12 protein-coding genes and 1 tRNA gene are annotated in these 14251 nt (G+C 53.8%); 7 read left to right on the plus strand and 6 right to left on the minus strand.

The genetic code is table 11. From position 1 onward, the window contains the following. The first annotated feature begins 2 nt into the window (after positions 1 to 2). A complete protein-coding gene (gene sfmF, locus QLG21_RS09180) occupies positions 3 to 527 on the plus strand; it encodes a fimbria assembly protein (RefSeq protein ID WP_282484267.1) in 525 nt (174 codons plus the stop codon). A gap of 51 nt (positions 528 to 578) precedes the next feature. Here sfmF and fimZ read toward each other — a convergent pair whose 3' ends face one another. The 3 genes from fimZ to QLG21_RS09195 form a co-directional block, all read right to left on the minus strand. Continuing rightward, complete coding sequence (fimZ, locus tag QLG21_RS09185) at positions 579 to 1211, minus strand: fimbria biosynthesis transcriptional regulator FimZ (RefSeq protein ID WP_137849161.1); 633 nt, start codon at positions 1209 to 1211, stop codon at positions 579 to 581. 807 nt (positions 1212 to 2018) lie between these two features. Then, positions 2019 to 2738 carry a response regulator transcription factor gene (locus QLG21_RS09190; RefSeq protein ID WP_137849160.1) on the minus strand — a complete coding sequence of 240 codons (720 nt, stop codon included), beginning with the start codon at positions 2736 to 2738 and terminating at the stop codon, positions 2019 to 2021. Positions 2739 to 2762: 24 nt separating this feature from the next. Beyond that, entirely contained in the window at positions 2763 to 3461 is a 699-nt protein-coding gene (locus tag QLG21_RS09195; RefSeq protein ID WP_282484268.1) for an EAL domain-containing protein, read from the minus strand. Between the two features lie 277 nt (positions 3462 to 3738). Here QLG21_RS09195 and QLG21_RS09200 point away from each other — a divergent pair. Then, positions 3739 to 3815, plus strand: a tRNA-Arg gene (locus QLG21_RS09200). A 22-nt stretch (positions 3816 to 3837) separates the two neighbouring features. Here QLG21_RS09200 and QLG21_RS09205 read toward each other — a convergent pair. The 3 genes from QLG21_RS09205 to QLG21_RS09215 form a co-directional block, all read right to left on the minus strand. Continuing rightward, positions 3838 to 4680 carry an EAL domain-containing protein gene (locus QLG21_RS09205; RefSeq protein ID WP_282484269.1) on the minus strand — a complete coding sequence of 281 codons (843 nt, stop codon included), beginning with the start codon at positions 4678 to 4680 and terminating at the stop codon, positions 3838 to 3840. Positions 4681 to 4728: 48 nt separating this feature from the next. Continuing rightward, positions 4729 to 6672 carry a methyl-accepting chemotaxis protein gene (locus QLG21_RS09210; protein WP_282484270.1) on the minus strand — a complete coding sequence of 648 codons (1944 nt, stop codon included), beginning with the start codon at positions 6670 to 6672 and terminating at the stop codon, positions 4729 to 4731. A 141-nt stretch (positions 6673 to 6813) separates the two neighbouring features. Continuing rightward, a complete protein-coding gene (locus QLG21_RS09215) occupies positions 6814 to 7254 on the minus strand; it encodes a winged helix-turn-helix domain-containing protein (protein WP_137849156.1) in 441 nt (146 codons plus the stop codon). A 574-nt stretch (positions 7255 to 7828) separates the two neighbouring features. On the opposite strand from QLG21_RS09215, the gene QLG21_RS09220 reads away from it, so the two are divergent. The 5 genes from QLG21_RS09220 (at position 7829) to pheP (ending at position 14164) form a co-directional block, all read left to right on the plus strand. Next, positions 7829 to 8626, plus strand: coding sequence for a winged helix-turn-helix domain-containing protein (locus QLG21_RS09220; RefSeq protein WP_137849155.1), 798 nt, complete (start codon positions 7829 to 7831; stop codon positions 8624 to 8626). Continuing rightward, the gene (locus QLG21_RS09225) at positions 8613 to 9077 is read left to right on the plus strand and encodes a hypothetical protein (RefSeq protein ID WP_137849154.1); all 465 of its coding nucleotides are present in this window, start codon (positions 8613 to 8615) and stop codon (positions 9075 to 9077) included. The genes QLG21_RS09220 and QLG21_RS09225 overlap by 14 nt, the downstream gene beginning before the upstream one ends. 278 nt (positions 9078 to 9355) lie before the next feature. Further along, positions 9356 to 10435, plus strand: coding sequence for a hypothetical protein (locus tag QLG21_RS09230; RefSeq protein ID WP_282484271.1), 1080 nt, complete (start codon positions 9356 to 9358; stop codon positions 10433 to 10435). Positions 10436 to 10488: 53 nt separating this feature from the next. Continuing rightward, a complete protein-coding gene (locus QLG21_RS09235; protein ID WP_282484272.1) occupies positions 10489 to 12675 on the plus strand; it encodes a TonB-dependent siderophore receptor in 2187 nt (728 codons plus the stop codon). Between the two features lie 100 nt (positions 12676 to 12775). After that, a complete protein-coding gene (gene pheP, locus QLG21_RS09240; RefSeq protein ID WP_282484273.1) occupies positions 12776 to 14164 on the plus strand; it encodes a phenylalanine transporter in 1389 nt (462 codons plus the stop codon). Positions 14165 to 14251 lie beyond the last annotated feature (87 nt).

Raw genomic sequence — 14251 nt, forward strand, 5'->3', positions numbered from 1 at the left:
TGATGCGGAGTGTCACCCGATATGCGGCAGCGGCTGCGCTGCTGATGTTCCACGCCAGTGCGGGGGCAAACACGGCGCTGGGGGAAATTAACATCCAGCTTTACGGCAATATCGTCGATTTCACCTGCGTGGCGGAGGGCAGCGACAGCGACAAAACCGTGCCGCTTGGCACCTGGCCGACCAAACAGCTCAGAACCACCGGCAGCCGCACGCAGCCAATGCCGTTTACGCTGAAGTTGACCGGGTGCCCACCGGGGGCGGCGTCCATTACCTTTTCGGGCAAAGCGGACGGGAGTGACAACAGCCTGCTGGGATTAAACGAGGCGAGTGATGCCACGCATGTCGCGGTGGAGATCCGCGATCGGGATAAAACGCGTCTGGTACTGGAGCAGGCCAGCCAGCCTGTAACCGTGGATGCGCTGGGAAATGCTGAGCTGGCGTTCTATGCCAATTATATTGCCACGGCCGATAATCCCCAGCCCGGTCGGGCGGATGCCGATGCGACGTTTATGATTAATTATAATTAGCGCTGACCGCACTCCCTGCAACTCACATAAGTTGCAGGGAGTGAATTCAGGTTACAGCAATTCGTGCGCTTTCGCGTAATCAATTAACTCAACAATACTTTGCACGCCCAGCTTGGAATAGATATTGGATTTGTGGGCGCTTATTGTTTTGTTGCTTAATAATAACTGCTCGGCAATCTCCTTATTCGATAATCCATTCGCCAGATAACGAAGTACCGTCACCTCACGATTTGATAATGGCATATCCACGGCAGCGCCGGTGCGCGAGCCCAAATGATTTATAAAGCTCAACGTCTCTGAAGGGAAAAACGAATAGCCGTTGAGGATCATTTCCACCGCGTTGTAAATCTCACCTAAGTCTTTTCGTTTACTGACAAAACCGTTTGCTCCGGCGCGAATGGCGCGACCGGCATAAAAGGCCTCGGATTTGGACGAGAGAAAAAGCACTTTGATGTTTTTGTTTAAGTTCCTGATTCTCTTAAGTAATGCGAAACCATCTGTCCCTGTAAGCTCAATGTCGAGGATCACCAGATCGATATCATGGTTACGCACGCAGTCCAGCACTTCATGGCTGTCTCCTGATTTGAGTTTGATGATGATATTACTATTCTTCTGTAGCAGGACTTCTATCGACATTCTGACGATAGGGTGTTCGTCCATAATGATAACGGATGCCGGTTTCATTTTTTATGCCTCAGATTGTTAAAAGCGTTATGCTGAGTTTTGCTAAAACTCTCGAAAAGCCGGAAGGATAAGTGTGCAGATCCTTATACGGTAGTATTTCCCTGGAAAGAGCGAAAGCATCCTTGTTAACGTAGTAGAAGAACAATTCCTCCGTGTCGGTATCTCATTTAATGGATAATGGCAAAGAGGTTTTTCTTATTCATATTTGAAACGCGTCCTATTATACCGTGTAAGTTTTCTCCGAAAAGCCTGTAAATTAATTCCGGCATATTGATGGATATTATGTTCTGGAGAGCAAGGCCAGAGATTTTAATTTTAGCGGAAATGTCCTGTTATTCCCTTTACTGCAATTTTTCATCTGTATGTAATAACAAAAAATAAAAGATACCACTATATGTTGAACGTTTGTTAAATTTTCAGGTTAAAAAACAGACCCTCTCCCGCCTCCGTCAAACTCAGATTTCTTCACTTTCTGCACCGCTTACCTTCATTTGAAATAGCGAACGTTACGCCCGTAATCACGGCGCAGGGCGCAGCAGGATCTGCTGATTTGTTAATCTCCGGCTCTCCCGGCATTACGCTAAGCTGCTTGTTTTTACATCATTATCAACTTTTTAACGTTATATCGAATAGGTTAACGCATGGATTAAAATGCTCCTGTTTAACATTTTGGCAGTATTTAACAGTGTTTAAAGGCGTAGATTAGGAATAGTTGTAATTATTGCGCAATAGTTAAAATTAAACATTTTATTAACATGTGTGTTAAGTACTTTCTTAAAGGTCTTTAGGAATGAAGAGCTTAGTGCGTCAGTTAATCGTAACGTTTGTGAGGTTGTTAAGAAGATGCAAAAGCTGCTGACGGTGATTTAACCCCAGTTTTGTCAGGATGCAGCTGAGACGATAAACAATGCGGCTGTAAGGGCGGTTGTGCAGGAGTGCAATCTGGCGCAGCGAAAGACCGCGCGCGAGATCCTGCAGCAGGGGCCATTCACTGCGGGAAAACCACTCTTTCTTGCTGCCGGAGAGCGGGGAAGGCTCCAGTAATTGTTTGTGCAGGGCGGTAAGCGAGAGCTGACGTTCCAGAATGTGAAAAGGGCCGGCGGCCTGGCAAAACAGACGGGCATCGTAATCATCAGCGCGGATCAGCAGGTACGGCTTAATAAAAGGCGGGTAGAGGCTCAGCCTGCGCAACGGGTCCAGTCTGTCGATAAGCGTCGAGGTTTGGCTATAAATATCCACGACCAGGCGTGCGGAAGGCCAAAGATGAAGCGCGTTCAGCGCTGCGTCCAGCGTGGTGTACTCACAGCAGTTGCTCACAGGAGACTGGCCGTGCAGAAACCCCGCGCGCAGAAAGTTATCCTCGGTGACCAGAAGCATAAAAGGGGCGTCAGTTTTGCGAGCCTGATGAATAGACTGACTCAAAAATTCGAGGCGATCGAAAAAGGGGGGAGCAAAAGGTGAGAGCGTAAATCCCAGTGAATCACTTCCTGTCCGACGACGCCTGTAGCGGCGTACTGTCATTCGCATAGCATCCCTCTCGGCGATGACCGCTTAGTCCTCCGGCCATTTCCAGGACGGCCAGCGATACCCCTGACCGAATCTCGCGCCTGCCTGTAATGCACATGCTTGATCCCTGTCTGTCTCAATCCCTTCGATAAGCACGTTGGCGGCAAGCTGCGAACACTGTGCCACCAGCGCGGCCAGCGCGGGCTTTTCCCGAAGCCGCCAGAAGGCGAATTTATCGATTTTGACGCCCTGCAACGGTAGCCGACAGGATAAGAATGACCGGACTAACGCTTCATCAACATCATCCAGCCAAATGCGGTGGCCTTGACGCCTCAGCCGCTGCAGACGTCGGCGGACATTCTCACGTTGCGGATCCGACAGCGTGAGGACGGTTGCCGGGTCGACGATCTCGATATTCAGGGGCGGACATTTCAGCGCGAGTAAACGCTGATATGTTTCTGCCACGGTTATGACACTTATCGGCAAATTGACGAAAAGATTGTGATAGCCGACCGCGTTTTTTAGCGCCGTCAGCTGTGCTTCCAGCAGCATAAGCGACTGCTCTGCGGTTTGATCGCGAAAAAAGGACTCATTTTGCCGGTCTTCCACCAGTATGCTGAGCACCTCAGCGCCGACCTGACGCGAAGAAGAGAGAGCAACAACAGGCTCAAGCTTGACGCCGATGATGCAGTGGGAAAGAGGCTGAAAGCAGGAAGGGTTACGTACCGGGTTTTGCGTTGTCACTCCATTGTCCTGTTCTCTGCCTGCCACCCTGTGGCCGTGATACCGATGAACAGTGTGACGAGGTGAGGCAGTGGAAAACAGCGGGCGTTACTTAATTGCGGCCAGGACTTTTCGCAGTGATAAAAGGGGCGAAGCGCGGAGGGAAATGTTGAAAAAACAGCCTTATTTACAAACCACTACGGGTTATCGGCGGATATGAGGGAAAAGGCATTGACTCACCTGCCATTGACCGTATAATTCCACGCGTTTCACCACCACGACGTGCACGCGTCTCCGTGCGCCCTTAGCTCAGTTGGATAGAGCAACGGCCTTCTAAGCCGTAGGTCGTAGGTTCGAATCCTACAGGGCGTACCATTCTCACTCAGCATTTTCCCCCTTACACCGTCTCCGCCGCCCGGCTGACCAAACTCACCAGCTCATCAATTTGTACCGGTTTGCAGAAGTAATAGCCTTGCAGGTAATCACAGTTTTTTACGCGCAGATAATCGGCCTGAGCCTGCGTCTCGACCCCTTCCGCAATGATCCGCAGATCCATATTTTTAGCCAGATTGATGAGGCTATCCAGAAGGCGGGTGTCGCCGTTCTCGCGGACCTGACCGACGAACAGTTTGTCGATCTTGATGAACTCCGGTTGCAGGGCGTGGATGTATGACAGGTTCGAATAGCCCGTGCCGAAGTCATCCAGCGCAATAGCGATACGGGACTGTCGCAGCGTGGCAAACCACTCGCTTAGCTGCGGGGTGAAATGCAGCGGATGCCTTTCGGTGATCTCAACCACCACCTGCACCTGGCTGGCGGCGAGGGCATTTAACAGATCGAGCGAATCCGTTTTGAAATGCGGGTCGAGGCAGTTATGCGGGCTGAGATTAAGGCTGATGTAAAGCCCCTCAGGGAAGAGAGGGATCGGCTGGCGAAGCTCGGCAATGACCTGCTGGATCAGATAATGGGTCAGGGGTGCAATCAGATCATGCTCCTCCGCCAGCGGGATAAAAATGTCCGGCGCAACGTTGCCGTACAGCGGATGCTTCCAGCGGGCCAGCACTTCAACGCCCGCGATGTTGCCCGTCTGGCTGTTGAAGAAAGGCTGATAGACCGGAACGATCTGGCGCTGATGAATGGCGATGCTCAGCGCTTTATCGGGCGCCGGAGGAAAAAGACGGGCCAGCAGCGTGCTGACCCCGGAGAGCAGGGTTGAGGGTGATTTAGTTACGGTAGTCATGGTGGCCTTCAATGCGCGGTCACCCTCGGGGCAACCGCGCGGGAGTTATCAGAATTTGACCCAGTCGTCCTGGTCGCTGGCTGCGGGACGTTTCATCGTGGTCGTGGTCGCGGTGGCGGTGCTGGCACCATTTACCCGGCGTTTTTCCGCACGCCCGGCGTTATCTTTCGAGACGCGGAAAATCGACACTACTTTCTCCAGCTGTACGGCCTGGTCTTCCAGCGAACTTGCCGCCGCAGAGGACTCTTCCACCAATGCAGCGTTCTGCTGCGTGGTGGTATCCATCTCCGCCATGGCCTGTGCAATCTGCGAAATACCGCGGCTTTGCTCATCGGTGGCGGCGGCGATTTCGCTCATGATGTCGCGCACCTGCGCCACGGAGGTCTCAATGCGCGACATGGCATCGCCCGCGCTTTCTACCAGGTTAAAGCCAGTATCGACGTGCACCACCGACTCGTGGATCAGGTTTTCAATCTCTTTGGCGGACTGCGCACTGCGCTGGGCGAGCGTGCGCACTTCGGCTGCCACCACCGCAAAGCCTTTGCCCTGATCGCCCGCGCGAGCGGCTTCCACGGCGGCATTCAGCGCCAGGATGTTGGTCTGGAAAGCGATGCTGTTGATCACGGTGGTAATCTCTGAAATACGGTGCGAACTGCTGCGCACGTTTTTCATGGTATCGATCACCTTTTGTGAGATGGCGCTGCCTTCGGTCGCATTTTGCGATGCTTCATCAGCCAGCAGCCGCGCGTGGTTGGCATTTTCCGCGTTAAGCGCGACGGTCGAGGTCAACTCCTCCATGCTGGCGGCGGTTTCCACCACGGCCGCAGATTGTTGCTCGGTGCGCGCCGAAAGATCCATATTGCCGGCCGCGATTTCCGAGGAAGAACGCGCCACGCTATCCACTCCATCCCGAACGTCGTTAATGATGTTTTTCAGGTTGGTGTTCATGGTATCAACCGCCTGCATTAACAGGCCCGGTTCGTCACGACGTGTGCTGGTCAGGGTGCTGGTCAGGTCGCCTTTGGCAATCTGCTCTGCCACGCGCAGGGTTTCGTTCAGCGGACGCGTAATCGAGCGGGTAATGGCGAGAGCCAACAGCATACCTAGCGCGATCCCAATGGCTGCGACCAGGACCATCTGCATCTGAATATGATCGACGGTATCAAACACTTTCTGCTGCTGACGGGTGAACATCGTCTGTATAGCCTGCGTTAACGTAGCGGCCTTCAGGTTCAGTTCATCCGACAAAGTAGATTGATCCGACCAGACGTCTTTATAGTGATCCAGTTCGCCACCGATACGCTTCGTATCCGAAAGACTGGCGAGTAACCAGGCTTTCTGCTCTTCAGGCACGAACGGCATCAGCTGTTCAGCGTCGTTTTTAGCGCTTTGGAGGCGTGAAACGATCTCCTGCTTAAGCCCATCACTCGGATGCTGTTTGAACAGCGTCACCTGCGAATCGATATCGCTCATGGTGAAGGCCACCTGAGCAGCCGTCAGCGCCTGCTGCGGCGGGAGGATACCGTTGCGGCTCAGGGCAGAGGCAAGCCCTGAGTTATCGCACAGGCTTTGGGTGTTGAGCTTCGCCTCGCTCGCCTTCTTTTCAACCAGCGCTTTCGTAAACAGTGACAGCGTCTCAACGTAGCTGTTTACGGCGTTGGCGGTGTTATCAACGGTCGATTTACCGTCGGCCGTCCAGCCGTACTTTTCCAGCTGAGCAACCGTCGCCTGCATGCTCTGCGCGGCGGCGTTGGTCTGGTCGAGATATTTTTGATCCAGCGTATATTGATAGCTGGTCCGGTTGAGGCGCACGGCCGACAAGGCGTTAAAGAGATCCGTGGTATGCCCGTTTTTTTCTACCTTGTCCTGGACGTTAAACAGGCCAAATAATCCGGTGGTCAGAATGGCTGCTGTGATCAGCAGGACAGCGGAGAATCCGAAGAATAATTTTTTACTGACTTTTAAATTAATAAAGCTATTTAATATCTTCATATGTTTTTTCCAGCGTCGGTTATAACCGAACAACAGTGCTATCATCACCAGCATTAATGGGGGTAATTTATAATTATGAGGGAGTAAGATAAAAAAATGCCCCTCACACTTGCGTGTTCAGGGCAAACACCTGAAGTGACATCACTCATTCAGGGTATCTGTCTTCTCCTCTTTTTTAACAGAGTGAGCCGGGAGTTCGCTCATTCTGTAATAAACGGGGATTACATCAGGGTAATTAACGATGTAACCGCACCCTTTAATATTGCGAATAAAATCGTCTGGCAGGCCAAGCAGGCGTAGCTTATTATTGAGATTGTGCAGAACCTGCCATAATCGCTGTGTGGAGGGGCTGAGATTATGCGCCTCCCAGATTTCTTCAAAAAGTTCTTCTTTGCTGACCGGTTTCTCTCTGCCATTTTGCAGCAGATACAGAAACAGTCGTAACATCGTTTCGTTAAAATAGATTGATGCGAAAGCGATGCTCTTCTCGGTATGACTGCCCGTAAGCCGGTATAGCCTGCGGTTGGCAATGTCGAAATGAATTTCATCACCAATCATAAATCCGTATAGACGATAGCCCATATCATATACCTGTATTAAATGAAGACGAGCACGCACTCCTACATATAAGTGTCGAAATTATCCATACCGTTTGTGTGGAGGATTATATGGCTGCTATGAATGCTTTCCAATACACAACCCTATGCGCTATGTAAAACCAACGGGAAGCCCCTCTGTCATAGAGTATTTGTCGAGATAAGTCATATTTTTGGTGCAATATTCTAATTAATGGCTTTGTGGCGTTGTTTTGGCCTAAAATTGCATATCCGATCTACGCCTCAAGATTTAAATGCATATTTTGACTTATACATAGCATATTTCTCTGTCGTGGCCTGCCGTAAAAGCCCGCTGCGACAGGTTTAATTCCATGACCCTGACATTACGGTTTCGCGGCAAAAAACAGGAGTGAAGTTAAATGATTTATACTGATTCAGGAGAGGGCGCCCGGTGCGCTGAAAAACGAAACAGCCGCGCGCTATAAAATGCAGTTTGTTGATTAATAACAATTAAATTCTGAATCAGATAATTCTAACGGAAAGGGCAACATAACGTTGATGAATGTATCGCACGTTTTTTTACCCGTTGTGGGGTCGCCATGAGGCCAGTTTTTCTGATCAATGGCTCGGTGCTGTTTGAGCCAGACAAACGTCGGCTTGGCCCGCGTGATGGCTATCCCAATCGCGCGGTGCTGCTGCACGGCCCGGTCAGTGAGTGCCTGCTCCTGCTGCTGGAACACAACGGCGATGTCCTGACACAGCGTTATCTGTTTTCGGCGGTGTGGGAAAAGCAGGGGGCGATTGTCACCACTAATGCGCTCTACCAGACGATTGCCTCCATCCGTAAGGCGCTTAAATCCGTGGGCCTGGCAGAAAATATCGTCCAGACCGTGCCAAAGGAGGGATTTAAGGCAGTTGCAGATCTGCAGTCCGGTACGCTCGAAGAGTTTATTTTGCCTGCTGTATCGGCCCCGAAAGACGGCCAGCCTGAGGAAGAAAAGGCGTATTTACCCGCACCCGTTGTGCGCCCGCGCAAAAACCTGTTTTCATCCAAATTAGCCTACGGCATTGCCGCGCTTCTTTTTCTGATGAGCGGTTTCGTGCTCTATCAGCAATTAAAACCGGGTGATGCGCCGTTTGCAGACTATCATTTTATCGGCAACGTCGAGGGGTGTGACGTATATTCCTCCCTGCATGACAAAATGCAAAGCCAGAATAAATTCACCTCGCTGGTTAAACGCTACCCGGTTCAGTGCAGCGCCGGAGGGCGGGTTTATATCACACTCAATCATTATCAGCAGGGCACGTCGGTAATTGTCTGCGATAAAATGGCTGAGGCGGCAGGGGCACAGTGTGAATCGATATTGTACCGGGAGCAATATTATGAAAATGACTAACCTCACCGCGCGCTGGTTGGCCATTATGCTGGCGATTGTTGCCCCGCTGCTTTATGCAGGTTATTTGCATTACCAGCAGAATAACTTTTCCTGTGAGGGGCATTTAATTATCGTGGAAAACAGCGCATGGGTAGACACCGTGATGACGTTTTCTTTTCATAATGGTACGGGCGATTATGATTCCACGGGAGAATACCGGCAGGCAGGGCAGGCCCCAATAACCGTCAGTAATAAAGTGGCTTTCCGTTTCTGGCGTGAAGATGGACGCGTTATCCTTATCTCCAGCGATACGAATGAATTACCGAAAAAAGACGAAGCCTATCGTCATTATATCCCCGATTTCTTCCATCACCGCGATCGCGGCATTAGTCTGGAAATTGTTCCGATGAATGCCTCCAGCTATCTCTTTCGTTTCGGCAACTCGCCGGCGTTTTACTGCACAAAAAACTGAGGGGGAATACCCCTCATCCCGGCGTTCCTTTTAATTGAAGACGTTACGCAGATTTACACTTGATCATAAAAGTATAATGAGTATAGTTCTCATTCTCTTTAGTGTTTGCGGGCGCAGACGGACTCTTCCCGCATAAACAGTGAGCAGGCCTCACACGGAACACTGAGTAAAACGGTGGATCCTGCTCTGGCCTTACAGCCTGCCTACATCACCCAATCGCAGCCACATGCGACGCAGATCCCCGCCCGATAATCTTTGAACGGTAAAGGATATTCCTGATGACCAAAAAAATGTCTGCGCTGGCGCTGCTCGTCGCTGCTTCTCTTTCCGGCTGTGCGGCGCAGAAAGCGGCCACACCTGCCCCGGCTCCTGAGAAAACCGTTACCGCCCCGGCGCAAACGGGCGTGTTAAAACGCGACCTGGCTGATGGCCTGTATGAGATGGTGCTTAACCCGAAAGGCGATGCGCTGTTCGTTGCCAGCGCGGAAGGGTTCAAGGATGTTCAGGGTGGGGTGATCTACAAGCTTGATCCTGCCACGCTGAAAACCCTCGGGCGCAGCCATACCGATCTGAAAAACTTTGCGATGACGATCTCCCCGGACGGGCAGACCCTGTACGTAACCAACTCGCTGGACGGTGGCATTAGCGCCATCAGCACCGCGGACGGCAAAATCCAACAGCGCCTGATGTTCACCGAGCGCAACAAAGAGGGATTCCCGTTCGGCGCGCGCGAAATCATGCTCCACGACGGCACGCTGTACGTTGGCGGTGTGGGCGATCCGGGCGTGATTTGGGTGGTTGATGCGAAAACGCTGAAGCTGAAAAAAACCATCAAAAACGCCGGACAGTGGGTGACCGGGCTGCTGTGGTCTGAACAGACGGACCGGATTTACGCGGCTAACGGTGGCGGCGAGATCCTCGTCATCAACCCGCGCAGCAACAAAATCGAAAAACGCTGGAAACCGCTGGGCGACAAGCCTGCGCTGCTGCTGAACCTGGCGGAAGATGCTGCCACCGGTCGTCTGTTTGTCACCGACAACTCCAAAGCCAAAACCACGCTGGTGGTGAATATCCGCACCGGTGAGCTGATCAAACAGCTGGCGGTGGGCGATTCGCTGGCGGTGAAATTCAACGCCAAACGCAATGAGCTGTACATCACTCAGCGCGAAAGCGGAAAACTGCTGAGTCTGGACGCCACCACTCTGGCCGTGAAGCATTCGTGGGATCTGCCGCCGAATCCGAACAGCCTGCTGCTCTCAGCGGATGGCCAGACCCTGTTCGTCACCGTTAAGCAGCCTTTCAATAAAGATCACTCCACTAACGGGCCGGACAGCGTCGTTCGCATTTCGCTTAACTAAATTCTAAGGCCCGGCGACGGGCCAATCTTGCGCGCACTTTTGATGAGTTATTTATGAACAACACCACAATGCATAAAACGCTGCTGGCGCTCGCTATCGGCGCGGCTACGCACTCCGCCCTGGCGGCGGATACCAAAAAAGAGGACACCATCGTCGTCCAGTCATCCGCCGCCAGCGATTTTAAGCCCGGCGGCGACCAGCTGGTGCCCGCCTTCCTTGACGGACAGGTTGCCAACGGTGGACGCATGGGGATGCTCGGCCAGCAGAACGCCATGGACGTACCGTTCAACATCATCAGCTACACCTCGAAGCTGGTGGAAGACCAGCAGGCGAAAACCATCGCCGACGTGGTCGCTAATGATGCGGGCGTGCAGTTTGTGCAGGGTTACGGCAACAGCGCGGAGAGTTTCCGCATTCGCGGGCTGAAGTTCGACGGCGATGACATGACCTTTGGCGGCCTCTCCGGCGTGCTGCCGCGCCAGGTTGTCGACGCGCAGATGGTTGACCGGATTGAGATCTTCAAAGGGGCCAACTCTCTGATGAACGGTGCCGCCAGTTCCGGCGTCGGAGGGATGATCAACCTTGAGCCGAAACACGCGGGCGACACGCCGCAGGCTAAAGTCGGCGTGGACTACACCTCGGATTCCCAGGTAGGGACAACCCTGGACGCAGGCCGTCGCTTTGGCGACAACGATCGGTTTGGTGCACGCGTAAACCTGGTTCACCGTGAAGGGGAGACGCCTGTCGCCAACGATCGCCGCCGCACCACCTTGCTCTCGACCGGGCTGGATTACAAAGGCGACCAGTTCCGCACCTCGCTGGATCTGGGGTATCAGAAGAAAACCTTCCACGGCAGCCCGACCAGCGTCAACATCTCGGCGGTGGATTTCGTGCCGGAGCCGCCGAAAAACGACCGTAACTTCTCCCAGAAGTGGGCCTACAGCAATATCGAAAACGAATTCGGCATGTGGCGCAGCGAGTACGATATCACCGACAGCTGGACGGCCTACACCGGCCTGGGCGCACAGCACGCGCATGAAGAAGGTCTTTACAGCGCGCCGAAGCTGCTGGACAAGAGTGGCACGGCCACGGCCAGCCGACTCGATACCAATCGCATCAGCGATTCCGTCAGCGGGATGGCGGGCATTCGCGGCAACTTTGATACCGGCTTCGTGTCGCATAAGGTCAACGTCGGGTATTCCGCGATGACCAAAAACGAGAAAATCGCGTGGAAAATGTCGGCGGCGGCAGATAACCCGTACACCAACATCTATCACAATACCGGCGTCGACGCGCCGGACAGCACTAACTTCAACGGGTCTGGCGGGAAATACAGCGATCCGTTGACCAGCGGGCGCACCCGCACACAGGGCTGGCTGCTGAGCGATACGCTGGGCGTGCTGGACGACAAACTGCTGTTCACCGCCGGAGCGCGTCATCAGAAAGTGGTTATTCGCGGCTACAACAAAATCACCGGGGCGGAAAATGCGGCAGACAGTTTCGACGGCAGTCGCTGGATGCCCACCTACGGCGTTGTTTACAAACCCTGGGATGAGATCTCTCTTTACGCCAACCACACCGAAGCGCTGCAGCCGGGCGAAACCGCGCCCAACACCGCCGTTAACTACGGCCAGAGCACCGGTATCGTGCACTCTAAGCAGAACGAAGTGGGCGTGAAGGCCGACTTTGGCCGCGTGGGCGGCTCCCTGGCGTTGTTCGAAATCAAAATGCCGTCGGCGATCCTCGACAGCGAAACCAAACGCTACGGGCTGGATGCAGAGCAGCGCAACCGCGGCGTCGAGCTGAACGTCTTCGGTGAGCCGATGCTGGGGATGCGCCTGAACGCCAGCGCCACCTGGCTGCAGGCGGAATTAACCAAAACCAACAACGGCCTCAACCAGGGCAACGATGCGATCGGCATTCCAAACTTCTATGCCGTACTGGGCGCGGAATACGACATCAAGCCGATCGATGGCCTGACCGCGACCGCGCGCGTGAACCACTCCGGCACGCAGTACGCCGACCTGGCTAACAGCAAAAAGCTGGACAGTTACACCACGCTGGATCTCGGCATGCGCTATCGCTTCGCCGTTAACCACAATGAAAACCAGATGACCGTTCGTGCGGGTATCGACAACGTGACCAATGAAAATTACTGGACCAGCGTTGACGATTCCGGCACTTACGTCACTCAGGGCGAACCGCGCACCTTTAAGGTGTCGGTAGGCTACGAGTTCTAGGTTCCACCTCGTTATCGGGGCAGGGATGCCCCAATCCCTTGCTACCTCCAGCATGAAGTGTTAAAACGTGCCCCTTCTAAAAAAGAGACAGGGGTAGGACGTGAAAGACGCGTCATCCGCTTCAGGCAACGACAGCCCTGAAGCCTCGTCGGATCAGCATCCGACGCTGCAACGTGGTTTGCAAAATCGACATATACAGTTAATTGCCCTGGGCGGCGCGATCGGCACCGGGCTGTTCCTCGGCATCGGTCCCGCCATTCAGATTGCAGGTCCTGCGGTATTGCTGGGCTACGCCATCGCCGGGATCATCGCCTTCCTGATCATGCGCCAGCTCGGCGAGATGGTTGTCGAAGAGCCGGTTTCTGGGTCGTTCGCCCACTTTGCCTACAAATACTGGGGGCCGTTCGCGGGGTTCCTCTCCGGCTGGAACTACTGGGTGATGTTTGTGCTGGTAGGCATGGCTGAACTGACCGCCGCCGGCATCTATATGCAGTACTGGCTCCCGGACGTCCCGACGTGGATTTGGGCTGCCGCCTTCTTCATCATCATTAATGCGATCAACCTGGTTAACGTGCGCCTGTACGGTGAAACCGAGTTCTGGTTTGCGCTGATCAAAGTACTGGCGATTATCGGCATGATCGGCTTTGGCCTGTGGCTGCTGTTCTCCGGTCACGGCGGCGAGCGCGCCACGATCGACAACCTCTGGCAGCACGGCGGCTTCCTGGCGACGGGCTGGAAGGGGCTGATCCTGTCCCTGGCGGTGATCATGTTCTCCTTCGGCGGGCTGGAGCTTATCGGCATTACCGCCGCCGAAGCGCGCGATCCGCATAAAAGCATCCCGAAAGCGGTCAACCAGGTGGTGTACCGTATCCTGCTGTTTTACATCGGCTCGCTGGTGGTGTTGCTGGCGCTCTATCCATGGGTGGAAGTGAAATCTGACAGCAGTCCGTTCGTGATGATTTTCCACGATCTGAACAGTAATGTGGTGGCGTCTGCGCTGAACTTCGTGATCCTTGTGGCATCCCTGTCGGTCTATAATAGCGGCGTGTATTCCAACAGCCGTATGCTGTTTGGCCTCTCCGTGCAGGGTAACGCACCGAAGTTCTTGACCCGTGTCAGCCGTCGCGGCGTGCCGGTGAATTCGCTGCTGCTCTCCGGGGCAATCACTTCGCTGGTGGTGCTGATCAACTACCTGCTGCCGAAAGAGGCGTTCGGCCTGCTGATGGCGCTGGTGGTTGCCACGCTGCTGCTGAACTGGATCATGATCTGCCTGGCGCACCTGCGTTTTCGTGCGGCAATGCGACGTAAGGGCCGCGAGACGCAGTTTAAGGCGCTGCTCTACCCGGCGGGGAACTACATCTGTATCGCCTTCCTGGCGATGATCCTCGTGCTGATGTGCACCATCGACGACATGCGTTTGTCCGCCATGCTGCTGCCGGTGTGGGTGGTCTTCCTGTTTGTGGCGTTCAAACTGTCACGTAAAAAGTGATGCGTGTTTTCTCCCTCTCCCTGTGAGAGGGCTGGGGTGAGGGCACCAGACCGCACGTAATCCTTTGCCCGGTGGCGCTGCGCTTAC

It is taken from the genome of Enterobacter sp. V87_3 (assembly GCF_029967835.1).
Classification (GTDB): Bacteria; Pseudomonadota; Gammaproteobacteria; order Enterobacterales; family Enterobacteriaceae; genus Enterobacter; species Enterobacter cancerogenus.

Bases quoted from the DNA above. Each gene is read 5' to 3' on its own strand.
- sfmF (WP_282484267.1), top strand. From the start codon at position 3: ATGCGGAGTGTCACCCGATATGCGGCAGCGGCTGCGCTGCTGATGTTC.
- fimZ (WP_137849161.1), bottom strand. From the start codon at position 1,211: ATGAAACCGGCATCCGTTATCATTATGGACGAACACCCTATCGTCAGA.
- QLG21_RS09190 (WP_137849160.1), bottom strand. From the start codon at position 2,738: ATGCGAATGACAGTACGCCGCTACAGGCGTCGTCGGACAGGAAGTGAT.
- QLG21_RS09205 (WP_282484269.1), bottom strand. From the start codon at position 4,680: ATGACTACCGTAACTAAATCACCCTCAACCCTGCTCTCCGGGGTCAGC.
- QLG21_RS09210 (WP_282484270.1), bottom strand. From the start codon at position 6,672: ATGAAGATATTAAATAGCTTTATTAATTTAAAAGTCAGTAAAAAATTA.
- QLG21_RS09215 (WP_137849156.1), bottom strand. From the start codon at position 7,254: ATGGGCTATCGTCTATACGGATTTATGATTGGTGATGAAATTCATTTC.
- QLG21_RS09220 (WP_137849155.1), top strand. From the start codon at position 7,829: ATGAGGCCAGTTTTTCTGATCAATGGCTCGGTGCTGTTTGAGCCAGAC.
- QLG21_RS09225 (WP_137849154.1), top strand. From the start codon at position 8,613: ATGAAAATGACTAACCTCACCGCGCGCTGGTTGGCCATTATGCTGGCG.
- QLG21_RS09230 (WP_282484271.1), top strand. From the start codon at position 9,356: ATGACCAAAAAAATGTCTGCGCTGGCGCTGCTCGTCGCTGCTTCTCTT.
- QLG21_RS09235 (WP_282484272.1), top strand. From the start codon at position 10,489: ATGAACAACACCACAATGCATAAAACGCTGCTGGCGCTCGCTATCGGC.